The organism is Ignavibacteriales bacterium (assembly GCA_016709765.1).
Lineage (GTDB): Bacteria > Bacteroidota > Ignavibacteria > Ignavibacteriales > Ignavibacteriaceae > IGN3.
The window spans coordinates 1-23,360 of sequence record JADJMD010000014.1; the positions used below are offsets into that span (position 1 = coordinate 1).

18 protein-coding genes and 1 pseudogene are annotated in these 23,360 nt (G+C 34.9%); 5 read left to right on the forward strand and 14 right to left on the reverse strand.

The annotated features are described in order from the left end of the window. From IPJ23_15655 to IPJ23_15690, 8 genes and pseudogenes are all read right to left on the reverse strand, one after another. Positions 1 to 172: Ni/Fe-hydrogenase cytochrome b subunit (locus IPJ23_15655; GenBank protein MBK7632106.1), on the reverse strand; the 172-nt coding region annotated here is incomplete at its 3' end. A gap of 39 nt (positions 173 to 211) precedes the next feature. Further along, positions 212 to 469, reverse strand: a complete 258-nt coding sequence (locus tag IPJ23_15660; GenBank protein MBK7632107.1) for a hypothetical protein — start codon at positions 467 to 469, stop codon at positions 212 to 214. Continuing rightward, positions 469 to 1,374 (reverse strand): annotated as a pseudogene (locus tag IPJ23_15665) (4Fe-4S dicluster domain-containing protein). Before IPJ23_15665 ends, IPJ23_15660 begins: the two are co-directional and overlap by 1 nt. A gap of 441 nt (positions 1,375 to 1,815) precedes the next feature. Then, positions 1,816 to 2,904 carry a M48 family metallopeptidase gene (locus IPJ23_15670; GenBank protein MBK7632108.1) on the reverse strand — a complete coding sequence of 363 codons (1,089 nt, stop codon included), beginning with the start codon at positions 2,902 to 2,904 and terminating at the stop codon, positions 1,816 to 1,818. A 21-nt stretch (positions 2,905 to 2,925) separates the two neighbouring features. After that, complete coding sequence (locus tag IPJ23_15675) at positions 2,926 to 3,483, reverse strand: LemA family protein (protein ID MBK7632109.1); 558 nt, start codon at positions 3,481 to 3,483, stop codon at positions 2,926 to 2,928. Positions 3,484 to 3,536: 53 nt separating this feature from the next. Continuing rightward, complete coding sequence (locus tag IPJ23_15680) at positions 3,537 to 3,884, reverse strand: zf-TFIIB domain-containing protein (GenBank protein ID MBK7632110.1); 348 nt, start codon at positions 3,882 to 3,884, stop codon at positions 3,537 to 3,539. A gap of 97 nt (positions 3,885 to 3,981) precedes the next feature. Beyond that, positions 3,982 to 4,344: a hypothetical protein gene (locus IPJ23_15685; protein ID MBK7632111.1), complete on the reverse strand. Its 363-nt coding sequence runs from the start codon at positions 4,342 to 4,344 to the stop codon at positions 3,982 to 3,984. Further along, positions 4,292 to 4,510 carry a hypothetical protein gene (locus tag IPJ23_15690; protein ID MBK7632112.1) on the reverse strand — a complete coding sequence of 73 codons (219 nt, stop codon included), beginning with the start codon at positions 4,508 to 4,510 and terminating at the stop codon, positions 4,292 to 4,294. Before IPJ23_15690 ends, IPJ23_15685 begins: the two co-directional genes overlap by 53 nt. Before the next feature lie 189 nt (positions 4,511 to 4,699). Between IPJ23_15690 and IPJ23_15695 the strand changes: the two genes are divergently transcribed. The 5 genes from IPJ23_15695 to scpA all read left to right on the forward strand — a co-directional run bounded on the left by IPJ23_15695 (position 4,700) and on the right by scpA (position 11,231). Continuing rightward, complete coding sequence (locus tag IPJ23_15695; GenBank protein ID MBK7632113.1) at positions 4,700 to 6,508, forward strand: C69 family dipeptidase; 1,809 nt, start codon at positions 4,700 to 4,702, stop codon at positions 6,506 to 6,508. A 20-nt stretch (positions 6,509 to 6,528) separates the two neighbouring features. Continuing rightward, the gene (locus tag IPJ23_15700; GenBank protein MBK7632114.1) at positions 6,529 to 6,774 is read left to right on the forward strand and encodes a hypothetical protein; all 246 of its coding nucleotides are present in this window, start codon (positions 6,529 to 6,531) and stop codon (positions 6,772 to 6,774) included. 134 nt (positions 6,775 to 6,908) lie between these two features. Beyond that, positions 6,909 to 8,351 carry an acyl-CoA mutase large subunit family protein gene (locus IPJ23_15705; protein MBK7632115.1) on the forward strand — a complete coding sequence of 481 codons (1,443 nt, stop codon included), beginning with the start codon at positions 6,909 to 6,911 and terminating at the stop codon, positions 8,349 to 8,351. Further along, entirely contained in the window at positions 8,324 to 8,773 is a 450-nt protein-coding gene (locus IPJ23_15710; protein ID MBK7632116.1) for a hypothetical protein, read from the forward strand. The genes IPJ23_15705 and IPJ23_15710 overlap by 28 nt, the downstream gene beginning before the upstream one ends. A 400-nt stretch (positions 8,774 to 9,173) precedes the next feature. Continuing rightward, positions 9,174 to 11,231 (forward strand): methylmalonyl-CoA mutase, encoded by a 2,058-nt coding sequence (gene scpA / locus IPJ23_15715; GenBank protein MBK7632117.1) that lies wholly within the window; start codon positions 9,174 to 9,176, stop codon positions 11,229 to 11,231. A gap of 92 nt (positions 11,232 to 11,323) precedes the next feature. Here the strand turns inward: scpA and IPJ23_15720 are convergent, their stop codons facing one another. The 6 genes from IPJ23_15720 to IPJ23_15745 all read right to left on the reverse strand — a co-directional run bounded on the left by IPJ23_15720 (position 11,324) and on the right by IPJ23_15745 (position 23,295). Next, entirely contained in the window at positions 11,324 to 13,549 is a 2,226-nt protein-coding gene (locus IPJ23_15720) for an NADP-dependent isocitrate dehydrogenase (GenBank protein ID MBK7632118.1), read from the reverse strand. Positions 13,550 to 13,749: 200 nt separating this feature from the next. Further along, positions 13,750 to 15,861 (reverse strand): T9SS type A sorting domain-containing protein, encoded by a 2,112-nt coding sequence (locus tag IPJ23_15725; protein ID MBK7632119.1) that lies wholly within the window; start codon positions 15,859 to 15,861, stop codon positions 13,750 to 13,752. 14 nt (positions 15,862 to 15,875) lie between these two features. Further along, positions 15,876 to 17,345, reverse strand: coding sequence for a T9SS type A sorting domain-containing protein (locus tag IPJ23_15730; protein ID MBK7632120.1), 1,470 nt, complete (start codon positions 17,343 to 17,345; stop codon positions 15,876 to 15,878). Between the two features lie 216 nt (positions 17,346 to 17,561). Then, entirely contained in the window at positions 17,562 to 19,934 is a 2,373-nt protein-coding gene (locus IPJ23_15735) for a S8 family serine peptidase (protein ID MBK7632121.1), read from the reverse strand. A 250-nt stretch (positions 19,935 to 20,184) separates the two neighbouring features. After that, positions 20,185 to 22,836, reverse strand: a complete 2,652-nt coding sequence (locus tag IPJ23_15740) for an endonuclease (protein MBK7632122.1) — start codon at positions 22,834 to 22,836, stop codon at positions 20,185 to 20,187. A gap of 183 nt (positions 22,837 to 23,019) precedes the next feature. Next, entirely contained in the window at positions 23,020 to 23,295 is a 276-nt protein-coding gene (locus IPJ23_15745; protein ID MBK7632123.1) for a T9SS type A sorting domain-containing protein, read from the reverse strand. Positions 23,296 to 23,360 lie beyond the last annotated feature (65 nt).

Genomic DNA, 23,360 nt, shown 5'->3' on the forward strand with positions numbered 1-23,360 from the left:
CAGTAACTACAGGAAGAAATTCGATATAAAGTACTGTCAAATAAATCATTACACATATACCAACTTCAAATAGTGCTGAGTTGCCGTTCCACATTACAAGCGGATGCCAGATAAAATACCATCTTCCGATATCAACAAAAACTCCCATCGCAACAAAAGTATATCCGAGCATGGCTGTTAATAATGCTGGGCGTACAATAAAGCATGATATTCATCTTTGTGCATTATATGACCAAGTGCAGCTGTTGTAAATCCACCTGCCGCAAAGTGCAACGCCTGCTGCAACATCAACACCAATCCACAATCCCCATGGATATTGATTATTTAAATTTGTAACAGCACCAATTCCAAAAAAGAACCTCCCCATCAAAAAAACTAAACCATTTAATGCAATAATTATTAAAACAAAAACACCGGGAGTAAAATATTTATGTTTAATAGGTACAGGATTTACAACTTCGTGACTCATTATTTTACCTCCTCATCTAACTCTTTGCGTCGTTTTGATATCCAGATGGATTCCCCCAAGCAAAGCATATAAGGAAACCGGTGGAACAAAGTATGCAAAGATTCCGTGTTGTATTGATTCTGAAACACCAGGTGCAGGATTTTTTACCAAGATTTGGAAAATCAAGCTTTCGCAAAATCTTTATTTGCTAAATACATCCAGGATGTGCCGCCAACTTCATATTCTCCAAAAATATGATCAACATATCTATCTGGATTTTTCTTTATTCTATCACGCGCAATTTTAACAAGTTCAGTTCTGCTTCCATAGGTAAGAGCTTCAACGGGACAAATACTAACACAGGCGGGCAGTTTGCCTTCTTTTGTCCTATCAAAACAAAAATCACATTTCATAATTTTTGGATTTAATGCTTTATCGTATTCAAAAGCTGGTACTTGAAATGGGCAGGCTGCCATACAGTAGCGACAACCAATACACATATCTGTATCCCAGGTAACTGAGCCATTTTCATGTTTTGAAAATGCACCCACGATACATGCCGAAACGCACGCAGGATTATCACAATGCATGCATTGAACTTGACATCTATAGGGAGATTTGAATTTTTGCCTGGCGAATACTCATTTTACAACTGTTAAAGCTGTATGATCAGGTCTTCTTTTGGTTTCTAATATTTTTGCGATCTTCGTAGGATTCTAAGTTTCCTGCAAGTAGACTATGTGCCCTTTACATGCCCATTCACAATTTCTGCATCCAACACAAACGGTTGTATCAACTAAAACTCCCATTCTATCTTCGGATAAAATATTTTTAGGACTAGCTTTTGCTGTCGCGGAAAGCCCAGTAACACCCGCACCTATTAAAGCGGTAGATTTGAGGAAATCTCGTCGACTTTTCCCAGACATATTCCCCTCCTTTCAATTAGTTTCCGATTATTTTTATTCTTTGTTTGTTAGCAAGTACTATTGATAATAGAAAATCATACCATTTTGATTAAAAATGAATAGAAAGTAAATGTTAGAAAATATTTGATTTATCAAGAATTGCAGTTGGAGAAGTATTATAAATGATATTTGTTATTTGTTAACCATTCTCAAGGCTGACAACAACAAATAATAATTTTCTATGATAGAGAAGTAATTGTTAGTTGGTAATCTTTATAATTACTTAATCTTAACTTTTAACAATTGTTAGAGGAAAGAAAATAATAAAAAAGAATTAATTAGAAATGCTGTGTATTCTTCCACACTTAGGACAAGTGATAGAATTGTTTCTATAATCCGGTGGTACTTTTAATTTTATTCCACAAGTACAATTAATGAAAAAGAAATTATTTAACTTCATCATTAAATCACCAACTTCTCTTTAACTTGTTTATCAGTTTCAAATGAAGTCTGGGAAAGTTCAGTACTCCTTAATCCAATTTTGGAATTATCAGTTAACCCGGATTGAGGAATCACATTAGATTGTCTTCCTTTAATTTGATTAAATGCAGTTTGATAATTTGCAAAGTTAACACCGTGGGTCATTGAACGTAAAATATTAATTCTTTCTGTTATCGGTGGGTGTGTACTTGACAAATTTGAAATTTGCATTCCCTTTTTCTTTAAAGGATTGATGATGTACATGGGAGCAGTTACCTTGTTAGCAGTTTTCAAATCGAGATTGGAGCTGGAAATCTTTTCAAGTGCTGAGGCTAATCCATCAGGATATCTTGTTAATCTAACTGCGGAAGCATCAGCCAGATATTCGCGTTTACGTGATATTGCAAAGTAAAGAAGTTGCGCCATAATCGGACCGAGAATAGCCAATACAATTGCAAGCACTAAAATAATAATTTGTGCCTGTCCGCCTTTATCTGATGATTTAGATTTATATCTAGAACCTCCACCAAACCATAAACTTCTAGTAAAAACCTCGGCCATTAGAGTGATTGCACCAAGCATCATTCCTGCAAATGTCATCACTAAAACATCACGATTTAGTATGTGAGACATTTCATGAGCAACGACGCCTTGTAATTCATCTCGATTTAAAGTACCTAACAATCCGGCAGTTACAGCTATTGCGGAATTTTCTGGTTTGATTCCTGTTGCAAAAGCATTTGGGGCAGCATCGGCAATTATATAAATTTTTGGTTGGTGCGGCAGGTTTGCTGCAATTCTCATTTCCTCTACAACATTGTACAACTGCGGATGTACATCTTGAGTAACTTCTTTTGCTCCACTTACAGCAAGTAAAATTTTGCTCCCGGCAAAGTAACTTACCATTGAAAGAATTACCCAGAGAATTAACGCAAAGAAGATACCAAAAAAGCCACCGTTTTCAGGTTCATAAAAACTTCCAAAAGTAAAACCAATCAGGATGAGAAGTAATCCCATCCCGATAAAAATAAAAATTGATTTTCTTTTATTAGCTGCTATCAGTTCCCACATCATAAAGAAAAATATCCTGTATTAAGAAAAACTAACTTTAGGAACTTCTTTTTCAGCTTTGTCTTCAATTTCAAAAAATTCTTCTTCTTTAAAACTGAACATTCCAGCTACTACGTTGGAAGGAAACATCTGAATTTTATTATTATAAAATAAAACCTGATCGTTATAAGCCTGGCGAGCAAAAGAAATTTTATTTTCAGTTGATGTTAACTCTTCCTGCAATGCAAGAAAGTTTTGATTTGCTTTTAAGTCTGGATAATTTTCAACCTGAACACGAAGCTGACCAAGAGCACCGCTTAGCATTCCTTCAGCAACAGCTTTATCGCCAACACTGCTGGCATCCATTGCCTGGCTTCGATATTTAGTAATGTTTTCCATTATCTCGCGTTCGTGTTTCATGTAACCTTTTACAGCTTCAAGCAAATTAGGAATAAGATCGTGTCTTCTCTTTAACTGCACATCTATTTGTGACCATGCATTTTTAACACGGTTTCTTAATCCAACTAATGAATTGTAAATGGAAACAAAGTAAAATCCGATAACAACTATTATCGCAATAAAAATAATGAAGAAAGCCATAATGCCTCCGTTAATGTATGATTAGATATAAAAGTTCAATATCAATTTTTAATTTATTCCCCAAACACTTCTTTCAACAACTCAATCATTTTGTTGTTTTTTTCCTCGGCAGATTTTAAAAGCAACTTGAGCTCACCGCTATCAAACCAAAGTCCATGATTGTTAGTACATTTATCGATTATTATACCTGTGTTCTCAAATTCAACTTTTTCCATTTTCTTTTTACAGTTAGGACACCTTCTTTTCTCTTCATCAAAATCATATTTAACAAAAAATGATTCAGCAATTTCTTTTCGATCTGAATTAGAAAATACTAATTCTAATTCACCATTATCTAACCAGATACCTTTACAAGCAGAACAATAATCAATTTCAACTTGATTAAGTTCTAATATGATCATTGAATTTTTGCAAGCAGGACAATTCATAATTATAAAATTTTGTTGATGTGAAATTGCAAAGAATATTTGAGATTAAAAACAGTTTGAAGTCACTATTTCAAATGCTTTCCCGATTCAATATAGGGTTTAAATCTTTCAAAATAAAATGTTCCCAAACATTTTCTACAATTGCAGACATTCCTTCTTCCATTTCACCTGAGCCATGAACAGAAACTTTCAATAATGTAGAATCTTGATCTACCTCAGAGAATTCATAAGTTGTTACAATCTGAACTGCTCTTCCGGATAATCCAAGCGGCCCATCAAAACGAATCATCTCCGGACGCTTTGAATAAATCACTGTTGCGTGTAAAACTCCGTTTCCTTCATCATCAAATATTTCCCAGAATCCGCCGCCGGGTTTTGCCTCAATAAAAAACTTTTTTAGGATTATCGGAAAATGAATGATCCCACCAGCCACTTATATCTCCGGTTGCAGCATCAAATATTTGTACTGGTGTTCCTGGAAGAATGACTTCTTTATTAAATGAAAAAATATCATAACGTGGTTTTGATTTGTCTGTTTGTTGAGCAGGAAGATTAATAATTAAAGTGAAAGCCAATAAAGATATGATAGATAATCTCATATTATTACTCCTAAATTAGAGTTAATTATTCTATTGATGTTTATATGTAATATTTTAAAATAAATTTAAAAATTAATTAACTAAATTAAAATAAAAATTATTTCTGTAGTTTATTTTTCGTTCCCAAATCAAATCTAATTCCTTATCTTTTCAGCAACGTTTTTTAAGATTTTTTAACAAGGATTTGTAATGATGAGAATAATATCTCTTTTAATCATTGGCTTTCTAATCATCTTAACTTCCACAAACTTACAAGCCTGCACTAACTTTATTGTAACCAAAGGAGCAAGTGTTGATGGATCAGTTATGATCTCATATACAGCTGATTCGTACGAGGCATACGGCGAGCTTTATCATTATCCTGCTGCGGTTTACCAAAACGGCGCCTGGTTGGAAATATATGAGTGGGACACAGGAAAGTTTCTTGGAAAAATTCCGCAAGCTTCTGTTACTTATAATGTAATCGGAAATATGAATGAACATCAAGTTGTTATTGGTGAAACTACTTTCGGTGGGAGAGAAGAACTTGGCACACCAAATGGAATTCTAGATTATGGAAGTATGATTTACATCGCTTTACAACGCAGCAAAACTGCACGTGAAGCAATAAAAATAATGACTGATCTTGTAAATGAATTTGGTTATTACAGCAGCGGTGAGTCATTTTCTATTGGGGATGCGAATGAGGCCTGGATTCTTGAACTTATTGGGAAAGGTGAAGGTAATAAAGGAGCAGTTTGGGTAGCTGTAAAAATTCCTGATGGATATATATCTGGTCATGCTAATCAATCACGTATAACAACTTTCCCCTTAAATGATCCCGAAAATTGTTTGTATGCTCCCGATGTGATTTCCTTTGCAAAAGACAATGGTTATTTCTTGGGTAAAGATTCTGAATTTAATTTTTCTGATGCCTACGCTCCTTTGGATTTTGGAGCGATAAGATTTTGCGATGCAAGAGTTTGGTCTTTATTTAGAAGGTGCAACTCAACAATGGATAAATATATTTCATACATCAAAGGCGAATCTTTAAACAGAATGCCGTTGTATATTAAACCAGATGAAAAATTATCTGTTCACGATGTAATGGGTTTAATGCGTGATCATTATGAAGGAACTGAACTAGACATGACAAAAGGAATTGCTGCCGGTCCTTATCAAATGCCTTACAGATGGAGACCATTAACGTGGCAATATACTGGTGAAGAATATTTTCATGAGCGTCCAATTTCAACACCCCAAACTGGATTTTCATTTGTATCTCAAGCTCGTGCACATTTGCCTAGAGAAGTTGGCGGTGTTTTTTGGTTTGGTGTTGATGACACTTACTTTACAGTTTACACTCCTATGTATTCATCAATGAGTAGAACTCCTTATAATTATTCTAAAGGCGTTGGTTCTTTATCTCAGTTTACCTGGGATTCAGCATTCTGGGTTTTTAATTTTGTTGCAAATTTTTCTTACCCGCGATATTCAATTGTTATTGATGATGTAAAGAAAACACAAAATGAAATTGAAGGAAAATATTTTGCGCAACAGGAAAATATTGAATTAACAGCTTTATCACTTCTTAAAAATTCTAAAGGTGAAGCAATTGATTACTTAACTAATTATTCAATTGCATCTGCTGAAAACACTTATAAAACCTGGAAGCAGTTTGGAGAGCATTTAATAGTAAAGTATATGGATGGATTATCAAAAACAGAATTTTTTAAACCTAAAAATATTGGATACCCTGAAGAGTTTAAGAAAATGATAGTTGAAGAATCAGGCGATGCTCTAAAAATGAAAACAATTATAACCGATCAAACTGTGGCATATAACGAAAGCATTAAAAAAGCTGATGAACTGTTAAATGAAAAAAAATATGCTGAGGCAAAATCATTTTATGAAAAGGCTTTAGAATTAAAACCTGGAGAAGAATACCCCAGAATCAAAATTGAAAAGATAAAATCAGTATTAAGTTCCATTGAAGAATTACATAAAAACACTTTTTAAAAACTAAACACTTAACAAAAATGAAAGAACATACAAAACCTGATATTAATTTTGATATTGAGATCAAATATCTTGACTTGATTTACTCAGATATGCTGGAAGCAATTCATCAAAAACCTGGTGAAAATGACATTGAAGCGATGCGCCTATATATGGATAACATCTGGGGAGTTTTTAATCGAACAGTATTCAGAGTTACAGAAGTAAAAAACAGTCTTCAGAAAGATCAAAAATTAATCCACGAAACCTGGAACCCGCCAGCCTAAAGAAAAGATAAATTTTAAATACCAAATTGCATTTTTTTTGTGATTTGGTATTTGGTTTTTTGAATTTTCATTCTCACTTTCGCTCTGATTTTTAGTAGTTTTGGTCTGTACATTTTTAGAATTTAGGAGTTACAATGGCTCAAGAAGTAAAACTCGGTGATAAACCCGAATTGGAAAAAGATTTTTCAACTACATCTTACGAAGAATGGAAACAGCAAGTTGAAAGAGATTTGAAGGGTGAATCATTTGATAAAAAACTCATTACAAAAACTTACGAAGAAATAAATCTTCAACCACTTTACACCTCAACCGATATTAAAGATCTTCCACAAATAAATAATTTTCCAGGCTTTGATAATTATCTCCGCGGCAGTAATGTTTCTGGATATAACTTTAAAAGTTGGGAAATCGCACAAGAATACAACCAGGCTCTTCCCGAAGAATTGAATGAGGTATTACGATCTGATCTTCAACGTGGATTGAATTCAATAAATATAGTATTAGATAATCCAACTCAACTCGGGATTGATGCCGATCAATCTAAAGCAGGTGAAGTAGGTAAAGATGGGTTATCAATTTCTGGTGTAAGAAAAATGCAAATTTTGTTTAAGGATATTGATTTAACAAGTCAACCAGTAAACATTAACTGTGGATTTTCTGCACTTCCAATCACTCTTCTTTTTACTGCTTATGCTAATGAAACACGCAGAAGTTTAATGAATATAAAAGGATCAATCATATCAGATCCTTATGAATATTTATTGGTTAATGGTGATTTGCCAATTTCATTAAGCCAGATTTTTGATGAAATCAAATTATCTACCGAGTTGATGATCAAATCCAATTCTCCGATTAAAACAATTGGAATCAGCGGATTTATATATAACAACTCAGGTTCGAATGCTGTTCAAGAACTTGCCTTTGCCTTTGCAACTGCTGTGGAGTATTTGAATGAAATGATTTCCCGTGGATTAAAAGTAGATGATGTTTCAAAAAGAATTAAGTTCACTTTTGGAATTGGTTCATTCTATTTTATGGAAGTTGCAAAACTACGAGCAGCAAGAATATTGTGGAATAAAATTCTTGAATCTTATGGAGTTAAAGAGGAATGTAGAAAAATCTTCATTCACGGTAAAACTGCTCAATTCAACCAAACACTTTTCGATCCATTTGTTAATTCACTTCGTACCACAACAGAAGCGTTCTCAGCAATTGTCGGTGGAGTAGATTCGCTCCAAACAAATGCTTACGACGAATCGTTTAATGTTCCCGATGATTTCTCAATACGACTTGCGCGTAACACACAAATTATTTTAAAAGAAGAATCTCATCTTGATCAGGTAGTTGATCCTGCAGGCGGATCATTTTTTATCGAGAAGCTAACTGCTGATATTGCACAAGCTGCCTGGAAATTATTCCAAACAATTGAAGAAAAAGATGGAATGTTGAACGCTGTACAATCCGGTTTCGCACTAAACGAAATCATTAAAGTGGCCGATTCTAAGAAAAAGATTTTGCAAAACGTAAATCAATTTTGGTTGGGACTAATATGTATGCAAATCCAAAAGAAGATATGATCGATATTAAACAAACTGATTTTGATGCAGTTTACAAAAAGAGGGTTGAGTATATTCAGAAATATAGAATTACGGGTGATAATAAAAAACATTCTAGTATTCTTGCAAAATTACAGAAAATTGCTGATTCAAAATCCTATGAATTAATTGACTATGCAGTTGATGCATTTCTTGAAGGCGCATCACTAGGTGAAATTTCTAAATCCATTCGTGCTTCTGCTGAAAAAGGAATAACAGTTGAACCTATAAGGCAATTTCGCTTATCAGAAATGTTTGAAGAATTGAGAATCTCATCAGAGAATTTTAAAAAGAAAACCGGCAGTAAACCTAAAATTTTTTTAGCAACAATGGGCCCGCTAAAGCAATTTAAAGGCAGAGCAGATTTCTCTCGTGTTTTTTTGAAGTTGGCGGATTTGAAATAGTCTATCCAAATGGTTTTAACTCAACAGACGAAGCAATAAAATCAGCAATTGATTCAAAAGCTCAGGCTGCTGTTATTTGCTCAACTGATGATACATATCCAGAACTTGTACCTCCAATTGTAAAAGGAATAAAAGAAAAATCAAAAGATGTAGCAGTTATACTTGCAGGATATCCAAAAGATCAGATTGAAGAACATAAAAAATCCGGGATTGATAATTTTATTTATATGGGTGCTGATGCTTATTCTATAATATCCAACTTATTGAAAAGAATGGGAGCAATGTAATATGAAACCCGATTTTAAAAATATTGAACTTAATTTATCTCCAAAAAATATTTCTAAAAAGAGTGGGAAGAAAAGTTTAAAACAGAAACTGGGAAATCTGTTGAAGATTTTATCTGGGAAACGATGGAAAAATACCCGTAAAACCACTTTACACAAAAGATGATATACAAAATCTCGATCACGTTAATTACCTTTCCGGAGTTCCACCATTTTTACGAGGACCATATTCAACGATGTATGTTCAGCGCCCATGGACAGTAAGACAATATGCAGGTTTTTCGACTGCCGAAGAAAGTAATGCCTTTTACAGAAGAAATCTTGCTGCCGGCCAAATGGGTTTATCCGTAGCATTTGATCTTGCAACTCATCGAGGTTATGATTCTGATCATCCAAGAGTTATTGGCGATGTTGGAAAAGCCGGAGTTGCAATTGATTCTATTGCTGATATGAAAATTCTGTTTGATCAGATTCCACTCGACAAAATGTCTGTATCAATGACGATGAATGGTGCTGTTCTTCCTGTTCTTGCTTTTTATATTGTTGCAGCAGAAGAACAAGGGGTTAAACATGAACAACTGACCGGAACGATTCAGAACGATATTCTAAAAGAATATATGGTTCGTAACACTTATATATATCCGCCAGAAGTTTCTATGCGAATCATTGCAGATATTTTCAAGTTTACCGCTAAGAACATGCCTAAGTTTAACAGCATTTCAATTTCAGGATATCATATGCAGGAAGCAGGTGCTACAGCCGATCTTGAAATGGCTTACACGCTTGCAGATGGTTTGGAATATGTTCGCACTGGAATTAAAGCTGGAATGGACATAGATGAATTTGCACCGCGTCTTTCTTTCTTCTGGGCGCAGGGAATGAATTATTTTATGGAAGTTGCTAAAATGCGTGCCGCAAGATTGATATGGGCAAAGATGATTAAACAGTTTAATCCTAAAAATCCAAAATCAATGTCGCTTAGAACTCACTCCCAAACTTCCGGTTGGAGTTTATCCGAGCAGGATCCGTTCAACAATGTTGTGCGAACCTGCATTGAAGCTATGGCTGCAGCACTTGGACACACACAATCACTTCATACAAATTCTTTAGATGAGGCGATTGCATTGCCTACTGATTTTTCTGCGCGAATTGCACGTAATACTCAGCTTTACTTGCAGGATGAAACTTACATTACAAAAGTTATCGATCCCTGGGGTGGATCTTATTATGTTGAAGCCCTAACTGACGCTCTACTTAAAAAAGGTTGGGAACATATTCTTGAAGTTGAATCTTATGGTGGAATGACTAAAGCTATTGAAGCAGGAATTCCAAAGATGCGCATTGAAGAAGCATCAGCACGAAGACAAGCAAGAATCGATTCTGGCAGAGAAACGATAGTTGGGGTAAATAAATACCGATTAGAAAAAGAAGATCCAATTGAAATTTTAGAAGTTGACAATACTGCAGTTAGATTGTCACAAATAAAACGTTTGAATGAAGTGAAGAAAAACAGAAAGAATGAGGATTTTAAACAAGCACTTGATGCACTTACAAAATGTGCAGAAACAGGTGAAGGTAATTTACTTGAGCTTTCAATTGTTGCTGCAAGAGCACGGGCAACACTTGGAGAAATCTCATCAGCAATCGAAAAAGTAAGCGGAAGGTACAAAGCCGTGACAAGAACAATATCAGGAGTTTACAGCAGCGAATACGCTAAAGATGACGAACTGTTTGAACAGGTTCGCAAGATGACGGATGAATTTGCAAAGCACGAAGGTCGCCGCCCAAGAATAATGATTGCAAAAATGGGACAGGATGGACATGATCGAGGTGCAAAGGTTGTAGCAACAGCATATGCTGATATGGGATTTGATGTGGATGTTGGTCCTTTATTCCAGACTCCGGAAGAAACTGCACAGCAGGCGGTTGAAAATGATGTTCACGTTGTTGGAATGAGTTCTCTTGCAGCCGGACATAAAACCTTATTGCCACAGCTTATTGAAGAACTTAAGAAACTTGGAAGAGAAGATATTATTGTAATCTGCGGTGGAGTTATTCCTGCACAGGATTATGATTTTCTTTATGAGCATGGAGCCTCTGCAATCTTTGGCCCCGGAACAAAAATTCCCGCTGCAGGAATTAAGATTATGGAGTTGGTTAAGGAAAGGTTTTAAATTAGCTTCTCCCCTTATGTAAATATAGAGTGAAAAATAAAAAGGCTCAATTTCTTGAGCCTAATTTTTTGTGCTAACAATTAGAGTTTTATCTACATCTCATCAACAATTTTATTTAACGTTGAACTTGGTCTCATTGCTTCATTCGCCTTCAGTTCATCAGGCAAATAGTAGCCGCCAACATCGGCAGGTTTACCTTGCACAGAAAGTAATTCACTAACAATTTTTTCTTCGTTCGATTTTAATTCCTGGAACATCTTTGTAAACCTTGCTGTTAATTCTGCATCTTTACTTTGTTCTGATAATGCCTTAGCCCAATAAAATGCTAAATAGAATGAACTTCCACGGTTATCAATTTCTTTTGCTTTTCTTGATGGCATTCTTCCGTTTTCAAGATACTTTCCAATTGCTACATCTAATGTTTCGGCTAATAGCGCAGCTTTTGCATTTGCTGTTTTATCAGCAATCATTTCTAAAGAAGGAACAAGTGCGCAATATTCACCGAGTGAATCCCACCTTAAATGATTTTCTTTTAAAAACTGTTCAACATGTTTTGGAGCAGAACCACCCGCACCGGTTTCAAATAATCCACCGCCATTTAGCAAAGGAACGATTGATAACATTCTTGCACTTGTACCAAGTTCAAGAATTGGGAATAAGTCAGTAAGATAATCTCGAAGCACATTTCCTGTTACAGAAATCGTATCCAAGCCTTTTCTTGTTCTTTCTAAAGTATATTTCATTGCATCAACAGGTTTAAGGATTTTTATTTCAAGTCCGGTTGTATCATGCTTAGGTAAATATTTTTTTACTTTTGAGATAATTTCTCTATCATGTGCCCGGTTTTCATCAAGCCAGAAAATGGCTGGGGTTGAAGAAGCTTTAGCTCTGTTTACAGCTAGCTTTACCCAATCTTTAATTGGTTCATCTTTAGCCTGACACATTCTAAAAATATCACCGGTTTCAACTTGCTGCTCAAGTAAAGTTTTTCCTTCAGAATTTACTACGCGAATAACACCATTTCCTTTGGCTTCAAATGTTTTATCGTGTGAGCCGTACTCTTCAGCTTTCTGTGCCATCAAACCAACGTTAGAAACTGCGCCCATTGTTGATGGATCAAACTGCCCTTTTACTTTTGCATCTTCAATAATTGTTTCATAAATAGTTGCATAACATCTGTCCGGAATCATCGAGATACAATCCTGTAACTCATCTTTCCTGTTCCACATTTTACCACCATCACGAACAACGTTCGGCATTGATGCATCAACAATTACATCATTTGGTACGTGCAAATTTGTTTTGCCGATTCTCGAATCGATCATTGCAAGTTCAGGCTGGTATTCATATACTTTATTAATATCAGCTTCTATCTCAAGTCTTTTTTCTTCAGGAAGTTTTTTAAGTTTTTCAATTACATCCAAAAGACCATTATTTAAATTTGCTCCTATTTCTTTCAGAATTTTTGCATGTTTCTCCAGCGCATCTTTAAAGTAAACCGATACAGCATGTCCAAACATTATTGGATCAGAAATTTTCATCATTGTTGCTTTAAGATGTAACGACAGAAGTACGTTATCTTTTTTTGCTTCTTCTATTTGTGCTGCATAGAATTTTCTCAACTCTTTAACATTCATAACTGTTGTATCGATTACTTCTCCATTAAGAAGTTTAAGATTTTCTTTAAGTGTTGTTGTGTTGCCGCTTTGATCTACATACTCAATTTTAACAACATCATTTTTATCAAGAGTAATTGCAGTTTCATTTCCATAAAAATCTTTTTGTTCCATATGTGCAACACGGGCTTTTGAACCTGATGTCGGCCATGGTTTCATCATTCTATGCGGATGTTTTTGTGCAAACTTTTTAACTGATGCTGCTGCTCGTCTATCAGAATTACCTTCTCTAAGAACAGGATTAACAGCAGAGCCAAGTACTTTTGCAAATCTTTCTTTTAATTTTTTCTCTTTTTCATTTTTTGGTTCTTCGGGATAATCAGGAATTTTAAATCCTTTATCCTGTAATTCTTTTATAGCTTCTTTTAACTGTGGAATTGAAGCGCTGATGTTGGGAAGCTTTATAATGTTTGCGTCAGGAGTTTTTGCAACTTCACCCAATTCATATAGAAAATCAGGAATTTTTTGCTCATCAGTTAGATCATCAGGAAAATTTGCAATAATTCTGCCCGCAAGAGAAATATCTTTTAATTCAATATCGATTCCTGTTCCTTTGGCAAATGATTTTACGATAGGAAGTAAACAGTAAGTTGCTAAAGCTGGTGCTTCATCAATTTTTGTCCAGATTATTTTGGATCCCATTAGTTCTCACTCTCTTAAGTTTATAAAAATTTAATGTTGATTTTATTTAATGTTAAAATACTCAATCTTAAATAATAATTGAAGGTATGATTTAGAATTATGTTGTGTTTGATGATTTAGAAACAAAAAAGGCTCAGTTACCTGAGCCTTTTTGTGCTTGGGGGTTTTTATTATTCCGAAGAATAATAAACTCTATGGCATTACTTAACAAGTGTCATTTTTCTTGTTTGGGTATATGAACCTGATTCTATTTTGTATATGTACATTCCGCTATTGAGTTCACTTGCATCAAGGTTTATTGTATGTACTCCGGATTCTTTAAATTCATTTACAAGTGTTCTTATATGCTGACCAAGAATATTGTAGAGAGTTAACTTTACCATTCCTGCTTCAGGTAAATTGAATTTAATTGTTGTAGTTGGGTTAAATGGATTTGGATAGTTTTGATAAAGCTCGAATGATTCAGGCTCCGAAATTAAATTTTCTGATATATTTACCGGAGAATTAAAAAATGAAATAACTTTACTTAAAAAAATATTTCGTTTTTCGTCTGGGTAAATCGTTTCAAAAGGGAATCCAACAAAAACGACTTTACCATTTGTACTTCCACCAGGAAAAATTCCCTCATAGTAAACTGCCGCAAACTGATTTGTTACATTAGAATATTGAAGACAATTTATTCCCCCATTCATTCCTGTAATAACATCGGGATACCTGACATTAATTGTTCCGTGTGTACCATCATCGTAAGAAATTGTACCTGTCCCATCAAAAATACTATTTGCAATAGGTTCTGCCTGATAATATGTACCAGCCAAACCATTAGGTGCATCATTGATATACTGACTTTTTAAATAATTGTAAATAAAATCTTTATCACTTGATGATCCCTTGTAATCCAAGTCCCAGGCTATCTCCGCACCAGAAACAAAAAGTTTTCCTCCATTTTTTAAATAATTTTTTACTATCTCCTGTTCACTGTTGTTAAATGTTTCATCAGCAGTGCTTTCATCACCAAGAATATAATCTACGATAGAAAAATCCTGCAGTGAAACATAACCTTGAATTACGGCATCATTAGTAACGGAACAAAATGAATATCCATTATTTTTAAAAGCATTACCGTGCTGCCGAATAAAGTTGTATGTATTGCCGGAAGAACTTCTATCAAATCCATTTACAATTAACACTGCTGGATTAGATTCTGAAACGGTTCCACCTAAAACTTCAGAGAAATCTGAGTAACCTAAACCGCTTTTTGCTCTTATCCGAAAATAAAAAATTGAATCGACAGGTAAATTATTTACAATAATGCTATCAGCAAATTCTGAAGTGGAGTCATTAAAAGTCAACCCATCATTTCCATAGAACGCTTTATATGTAGTACCGGAAAGAGGCTGAACATAAATTTTTAAGCTCGATGAAGAATTCCATAAAACACCAAAAGTTTTAGGTGCAGGAGTTGAATTGCCTGGAATTGTGTAATAAGGTTTCAAAATTGTTCCTTCATCACTAACCAGAATGGATAAATCAGAATTCGCTAAAAGCTGTGTAAACGTCATTGGTGATTCATCTACAAGAACTGAATCTAAAACTAAACGAATTCCGTGGCTATAATCCGCATAAGTTTCTTCGTGTCCATTATAAACCGGCTGAATCGGAACTCCGTTCAACTGATGCCAACCATAAATCACTACTGGCTTTGGTACATTCGAGTGCAAGTTCTGATAGATATTATTAGAGATTATAACATCTTTCTTCGTTCCACCTACCAAAGTACCGAATGGATATTGTGAGAGAACAGGAAGTCTGATGGACAAAACAGAATCATTATGTTGATCAAATACCGGAACGGTTATCATTTCAGGAGTAGGTGGAATTGGTTGTGGTCTCAGTTTACATGGGGCAGAAGTATAAATCTGATCCACCATTTTTTTTGTTGGCATAGTACAGTTAAGAGCATTACAAATTCTTTGTGCCAGCAAAGGAGTCATCGGTGTTAGAAAATAGTCTGAATCAGAACCGACTGCAAGATACTCAGGAATAACAAAGTACTTAACTGAATGGTTATTCCCGCCAATATTAGCATAGGCAGTTACAGTGTTTAATTGCCGCATAAAATTTGGAATGTTACCAGTTATCACATGAGAATAAATTTGTTCTTCTCTTTGATCTCGAGGCATACTCCAGATTAGATTTATAAAATCAGAGCCGGAAACAGCGTTCAATGGTCTGGGTGGAACAGGCAAAGTTTGTGCAAATGTTGTAGACCAAATTATAATGTTTAAAATTGCATAAATAATTGTTTTCATCTAGACTCTCTGAATTATTTTAGTATTACCATCTTCCTACTCTCAACAAACTCACCTGATTGCAATCGATAAAAATATACACCAGAAACTAATTGTAAACCAGTAGTTGTAAATTGTACATTATATGAGCCAGCTGATTCTTCTTCATTAACCAATGTAGCAATTTCATTTCCTAGAACATCGAAAACTTTCAGACTCACAAAACCATTTACGGGTAACTCATAACTAATCACTGTGCTGGGATTAAAAGGGTTTGGATAATTCTGAGATAATTCAAATTTCTTAACTCCGTTCATATCAACTTCAATTGTTTTTGAGTATTCAAACTGTCCGTCGTTATCAATTTGTTTTAGTCTGTAGAAATATTTTCCTGTGCTTATATTCTCATCAACAAAAGAATAATCCGTTGGTGAGTTGCTGTTTCCGTTACCATTAACAAAACCAATTTTAACCCACGCTTGGCGCTCAGCGCTTAGCACACGGCGTTCTAAACCAAAACCATAGTTGTTAACTTCAGTTGCTGTATTCCAACTTAACTTAATTGTCGGGCCAATTGTTGTTGCTGAGAAGGATGAGAGTTCGGCTGGAAGCGGATTACTTCCCTCAAAAAGGCTTGTACCCGTTGCTTGTGGAGTGCTGAATCCTAATAAATCTCCAATTGTTGGAGCTAGATCAATCTGATAATGCGGATCGTTATTTACCATATTCTGGGTTACATTTCTTCCGACAGCTAATAACATTATGTGTGTACAACCCTCGCAGCCATCCCCATGTTCTTGGAAACCACCATTATCGTCATCGTGTCGCCCATGATCATTAGTGATAAACATAGTTGTATTACTAGTAGTATATCCATAATCTCCTGCCTGAATGTGCTGCCATAATTGATACACTAAATCATCAACATTCAATAGTGCATTGTGATAAGAATTTTCGTTACCACTATGCCCAGCGGCATCAACTTCAGCAAAATTCACAACAAGAATTTTTGGCTGGTAGTTTTGCATTATTTCTATAACTTTACCATAAGTTGTAGCATCGTTTTTATCATCGTCACCGTACCAGATACCGCCAAAAGAAGAACCATATTCAAAAGAAGTAGAGTAAGTAAGGATATTTAATTTATTTTTACCGGTTACAACATAGCATTCAGATTGCGGGTTCCCATTTACTTTTCTTAAATATTCAAATATTGTGGGGAGTGTTGGTCTTTCCGTACCATCATTTGCTATCGGCTGCCAACCTCCTGTTTCAATAGCTGAATGCCCCGGACAAGTTTCGGTAAAACCAGATGGATAAGTTATTCTGAAATTTGAATACAAAGTTCCTGAAGGCTGCAAAATGTTGAACAAGTGCGGGATGTAAATACCTGTACCCCCGAACGTTTCTGTGTAACGTGCACCATCAATAACTACCACAATTACATTCTGTGCCAGAATGAAATTTGTAAACAGTAAAAAAAACACTACGAATTTATTTTGCATTTGGACTGCTCACATTTCTTAATGATCATTATCCAAAGAATAATGTAAATAATTATTTTGGAAAATCACACTAATAAGTGTTTTTTAATATGACACTCTTTGAGTAAAAAATACTCAAAAGATTTGATTTTTCTACCAGTCATTACTATTTAAGCTGTCCAACAAAAAAGGCTCAGTTACCTGAGCCTTTTTGAATTTTGAATTTTTACTATTGATTTATTTCATCAATGTCATTTTTCTTGTCTGTGTAAATGATCCTGATTCTATTTTATAAATATACATTCCGCTGTTAAGTTCACTTGCCTCAAAGTTTATTGTGTGTGTACCGGATTCTTTGAATTCATTTACAATTGTCCTTATCTGCTGACCCAGTATATTAAACAATGTTAGCTTTACCATTCCTGTTTGTGGAAGTATATAACTAATTGTTGTAGTTGGGTTAAATGGGTTTGGATAGTTTTGAGTTAACTCATATTTCTTAACACCATTCATATCAACTTCAATTGTCTTTGAGTATTCAAACTGTCCATCGTTATCAATTTGTTTAAGTCTGTATGAGTACCTACCTGTTCGGTAGGCAGGTTTTCCTGCAAAGTCATCAACAAAAGAATAATCCTTTGGAGAGTTGCTGTTACCATTGCCATTTACAAAACCAATTTTGTTCCACTCACCTTTTACAACAGAACGTTCTACTTCAAAACCGTAGTTGTTAACTTCGGTTGCTGTGTTCCAGCTTAGTTTAACATTATTACCAATTGTTGTGGCGGAGAAAGAGGTTAGTTCGACAGGTAGTTCGCCATCAAATATATTTAAGGCATCGGCTCTTCCATATCCAAAAATATTATCGATACCGACTGATCCTAAATCTTCTGGATAGTCATATAAAAGCTGTTTGATGTTTTCCCCAGTACGTAATAAATCAAAACTCCATGCCTGTGCTAGAATTGCTGCAACATGAGGTGCCGCAGCTGATGTCCCATAAAATCTATAATTTGTTCCATCAAATGAACCGAATCCACCTGCCCCAGTTATAACACCACCATCCACACCAACAATTTTTGGAGTTTGTCTTGCTTCAGCGCTTGGATAAACTATTGTTGAAGGACCTTGTGAGGAGAAAAATTCTATTGTGCTTGGTGTATTGTAGCGAACCGCACCTACAGAAACTACATCGTCAACAGCAGGATGACCAAATATTGCATCTTGTGCTTTTATGTTATTTGAATAATTAGCAGGTGCATAAATGAATACTTCGAGGTTAACCGGACTTCCTGAGAATTGATTTACAATTATTGCGTAATCATAGGAAGCTGGGCCTCCTACCGGTCTTGTATAAACAATGTATTCCAAAGGGTCACCCGAACCTGATTGAACATCCTCACTTGATGCTACGACTGATGAAGTTCCTAAATTATAGAGGTACAAATCATAATCATTTTCTGAAGCACCGAATTGATCATCCCATTGAAAAACAATTATCGCTTGTTCACCTACCTCAAGAGGCAAATACAGATAAAAACCAGATGTTCCACCTTCACTAAAATCGTGCTGTTCTGGTTGGGCGGGGATTGGGGAAAAATCTCCCTGATAATGAGAATCACCTGCATTACCAGCAGAGGAAACATAGATAATATCGTTTGAATTTATTACTGAGTTTATATGGGAAGCAACAATTCCATCTTCATAAAATGGTTCTAACAACCACCCTATATCATCACAAATAATATTGCTGCCTGCGGTTACTAAATCATCAATAGCAGAGTTGAAAGCTAGTGTATTTCCTCCCAAGTCGTGAAAATATAATTCCGAACCGGGAACCATATCGTGAACAATTTCAAGCATCGCAGTACCTTCATCTCCGCCATAAGTATTACTTAAGACTGTTAAACCCGATCCGTCAGGAGGTAAATCACCACTTGCTTGTGCGGTTGAGCGGGTATTAACACCATCAGATATAATCCCAACATTGATACCAGCTCCTTCGTCACCAAAAATTGAGCGAACATTTGAAGTACGATGAACAGCATCACCTTCAGTAGTTACTGAACCTGTTCTAATAACTGGAGGCATTACTGTTCTTACTATTCTAACGGCATTTAATGAAGCTAATGCTTCAAGATTTTTAACCTTTACCCAAACGACAGCAATATGATTTTTCTCATCCCTATCTGTTACAGCTTTAGAAAAACTATTAATTATTGAAGTTGAATATGCCTGATTTAGGTAAACGTAAACATATACAGTACCTTCACTAATACTTTCTTCCAAATTAGCGGATTGTTCAAAAGGTTTAAATTGTTTAAGCGATTTCATCGTTTCAGAATGATGTTCAAGCGAAGTTGCCTTGGGAAGAAATTCCGGTCTAATTAATTGAAGTAAGTCCGTTGAAAGTTTTTGCTGTGAGGTTGTAAGATTAGCCTTTAATTCATTTAATCTCTGGATTTCCGGATTCGATTTTAAATCTACCAAGCCTATTTTATTGGTATCAGTCAATAACTTTGTCTGGTTACGATTAATATCAACCTGAGCAAAAAAATATTGGGAATTGTATAGAACTAAAAATGGTATCAGTAATAAAAATCTTTTCATAGCAGCCCTCGCATAATGAAGAATTATATATGATTAATAAATTATTAGTTATGATATTTGCATAGCGTGCATAACCTAGTCCTAGTTGCAAAGGTAAACAATGAGATTAAAAGAAACTAGAATCCAACACAAATAATTTTATGCTGGAACTTAAAAAATATTAATCAAATTTTTATGGTCAGAATTTTACAAAAAAGGCTCAGTTATCTGAGCCTTTTTTGTACTTAGAAATGAGTATTCAGAATCTAAATTATTTGACCAACGTCATTTTCTTTGTTTGGGTAAAGGAACCAGCTTCAATTTTGTAAATGTACATTCCGCTGTTAAGTTCACTTGCCTCAAAGTTTATTGTGTGAACACCGGATTCTTTATATTCGTTTATAAGTGTTCTTACTTCCTGACCAAGTATATTAAACAATGTTAGTTTTACATTACCTGCTTCAGGAAGACTAAAACGAATTGTTGTACTTGGGTTAAATGGATTTGGATAATTCTGTGATAACTCAAATTTCTTAACTCCGTTCATATCAACTTCAATTATTTTTGAATATTCAAACTGACCGTCATTATCAATTTGCTTTAGTCTGTATGAGTATCTACCTGAGCTTATATTATCATCAACAAAAGAATAATCTTTTGGTGAGTTGCTGTTACCGTTACCATTAACAAAACCAATCTTCTCCCAGGAAAGATTTCTCTCTCCGTTCGAAATGACAGCGCGCTCAATGTTAAATCCATAGTTATTTAACTCAGTTGCAGTTTCCCAATTAAGCATCACACTTTTACCAATAACTCTTCCTGAAAATGAAGTTAACTCGACAGGTAAATTTCCCTCATACTGCCCTAACCCATTAAAGGTATCATTTGCATATCCATCCCATTCAATTGCTGGATCAAAGACGTTACTTGGATTTGTATCACCCTGGGTGACAGTAATCTTTCTTCTCAATGTATGGTTAAGTGTCGTGATAGTGCCAGTACCCCATTGTGTGCCAGGATCATATCCAACCTGACCAATGACATCAACAATTGTGTTACCTTTCTTTACCACAACTGCATCGTTACCATTAAAAAAACTTGAACTACTCGTTTGATTTGCTGCATTAATAATTGCTTGTACAGAAGAAGCATCAGCAACAACAAATACATTTCCGACTGCAAGTGTTCCAATCAGATTAATTGTTGTACTGGCCGTTGTTGCTCCATTAAAATAATATTCTAACTTGTAGCTGTTTGCGACTAAATCAATACTTTTATCGGTTCCATTAAAAATCTCAATAGCTTTATTATTTGAAGATCCTTCTACATATTCACTTATAATTAAATCTGTATAATTTCCACCGCCTGAATTTGCTTCAGTTTGCACCGTTAGTGTTGGTACAACTCCATCGGTTTTATAATTCAATTGTCCGGGATTTTCATTATATGAATAAATTTTAAAGTAATAATTAGTACTTGCCGTAAGTCCACTGAATGAATAATTATCTGCAGCCGAATAATTAATATTAACCGTAGCCGAACCGTCTGTTAAATTTGTATCATCAGCATACATAACACCATCTGAAGGATCAGTAAACACTCCTGTTTTATTTGCCAGTAAAAGATATCCAGATGGAACTTGAGCTCCAGGCAAAGCATCAGTCCAGGTTGTTTGTATTGATGAAGTTGTTACAGTACCAGATGCAAAGGTTGTTAAGTAATTTGTAGGTTCTGTTGCTAAAGTTCCGTTAAATAATACACTCGCTATAGGGAATGTTCCATCAATTTTATAATTGGTTAACGCACCACTCCCATTGTATGAAAAGATAGCAGCATAATACACAGTGTTACTTGTAAGATTCGTAAATCCGAAATTATTTAGCCCTGCATAAGATAAGTTAATCACAGCTTTACCATCAGATAAACTTCCATCATCTGGATAGGTTTCCCCATCAATAGGAAGGAAATAATTATTCCTATCGTAAACGATCAATAAATAATCAGAAGGCGCTTGTGTACCCGCTAAAGCGTCAACCCAGCTAAACTGAATCGTTGAGGCTCCTGTGATTCCGGTAAAATTTGTAACGTAATTTGTTGGCTCAATTGCATAGGTTGGATTCAACTTGCTAAGATTATTAAAATCTATATAGTTAACATATTCTGGATGATCAACAAGCGGGTTTCTGTTCTGTTGAACAGATTGGATATAATTGTTTCTATCAACTTCCCATTTATCAGGCGGATCTTGTTTGTGCCATTGAATCAAAGTAGCTAAATCTTGTGGTCCCTCGCTAAGAGAAGGAAGTCTTGTATTGTTTAACCAATTGAAAGTCCAATCGTAACCACTTATTCCATTATATCTAATAGGCATATATAATAAGGCTCGAGCTGCATCGCCTTTATGTGCATCACGAGGTTCATAAACTAATTTACCATTAATATCAGTTCCGTACTTACCTTCGAGGAAAGTGCTAATCACATTAACAACTTTGCCTAGTGGATGATTACTCCTTACACCATTTGCTCCATTCTGGTGTGTTGGAAACAAATGATATTGATCTGAATATTCATCTAAAGAAGTTGAAGGATATCCCGGCTGCCAGCTATGGCAAAAAGTGTGTTCACGACTCATTGGTAACCAGGTAAATGTACCCGAATATATATATTCAAAATGACTGTAAACACAAAACACAGAACTAGTTCCATTACCATTATTAATCGAAGCAAAGTTCGCAATGTTTGTTTCATCAAAATTATCATAGCTAACTTTTGTATAAGGATTTCTAATCCTGTTTTCAAGATCAGTCACAAAAGATGCTGCATTAGGATCGATACTATTATAATAAGTACCCGACTGAGATAAAATGAATTGAGTGAAGAAAAGAAAAACTGTTATAAAGAATAATTTAAAAGTAGCTCTCACCTGCATAGCAATCCTTAATATGAATGATTTTGAAATAGTCTAGTTTCCGGGAAACATTAGAAATGTTCTAGAAAACACTGGCGAAATTACTGAACTAATGCTGAATAATAAATATTAGCAGTGATATAAATTAAAAAGGCTCAGTAGCCTGAGCCTTTTTGTCAAGTAGTAAGAAATCGATTGTCACTTAACCAAGGTCATTTTTCTTGTTTGTGTAAATGAACCTGATTCAATTTTGTAAATATACATTCCGCTATTTAGTTCACTTGCATCAAAGTTTATTGTATGCGTTCCAGATTCTTTAAACTCATTTACAAGAGTTCTTATCTGCTGACCAAGTATATTATATAATGTTAATTTTACCATCCCTACATCCGGTAAATTGAATTTTATTGTTGTAGTTGGGTTAAATGGATTTGGATAGTTCTGACTTAACTCGAATTTCTTAACTCCATTCATATCAATCTCTACTGTTTTAGAATATTCAAACTCTCCATCGTTATCTATTTGTTTTAGTCTGTATG

Bases quoted from the DNA above. Each gene is read 5' to 3' on its own strand.
- IPJ23_15660 (MBK7632107.1), bottom strand. From the start codon at position 469: ATGAGTCACGAAGTTGTAAATCCTGTACCTATTAAACATAAATATTTT.
- IPJ23_15670 (MBK7632108.1), bottom strand. From the start codon at position 2,904: ATGTGGGAACTGATAGCAGCTAATAAAAGAAAATCAATTTTTATTTTT.
- IPJ23_15675 (MBK7632109.1), bottom strand. From the start codon at position 3,483: ATGGCTTTCTTCATTATTTTTATTGCGATAATAGTTGTTATCGGATTT.
- IPJ23_15680 (MBK7632110.1), bottom strand. From the start codon at position 3,884: ATGATCATATTAGAACTTAATCAAGTTGAAATTGATTATTGTTCTGCT.
- IPJ23_15690 (MBK7632112.1), bottom strand. From the start codon at position 4,510: ATGAGATTATCTATCATATCTTTATTGGCTTTCACTTTAATTATTAAT.
- IPJ23_15695 (MBK7632113.1), top strand. From the start codon at position 4,700: ATGATGAGAATAATATCTCTTTTAATCATTGGCTTTCTAATCATCTTA.
- IPJ23_15700 (MBK7632114.1), top strand. From the start codon at position 6,529: ATGAAAGAACATACAAAACCTGATATTAATTTTGATATTGAGATCAAA.
- IPJ23_15705 (MBK7632115.1), top strand. From the start codon at position 6,909: ATGGCTCAAGAAGTAAAACTCGGTGATAAACCCGAATTGGAAAAAGAT.
- IPJ23_15710 (MBK7632116.1), top strand. From the start codon at position 8,324: ATGTATGCAAATCCAAAAGAAGATATGATCGATATTAAACAAACTGAT.
- IPJ23_15720 (MBK7632118.1), bottom strand. From the start codon at position 13,549: ATGGGATCCAAAATAATCTGGACAAAAATTGATGAAGCACCAGCTTTA.
- IPJ23_15725 (MBK7632119.1), bottom strand. From the start codon at position 15,861: ATGAAAACAATTATTTATGCAATTTTAAACATTATAATTTGGTCTACA.
- IPJ23_15730 (MBK7632120.1), bottom strand. From the start codon at position 17,345: ATGCAAAATAAATTCGTAGTGTTTTTTTTACTGTTTACAAATTTCATT.
- IPJ23_15735 (MBK7632121.1), bottom strand. From the start codon at position 19,934: ATGAAAAGATTTTTATTACTGATACCATTTTTAGTTCTATACAATTCC.
- IPJ23_15745 (MBK7632123.1), bottom strand. From the start codon at position 23,295: ATGAATGGAGTTAAGAAATTCGAGTTAAGTCAGAACTATCCAAATCCA.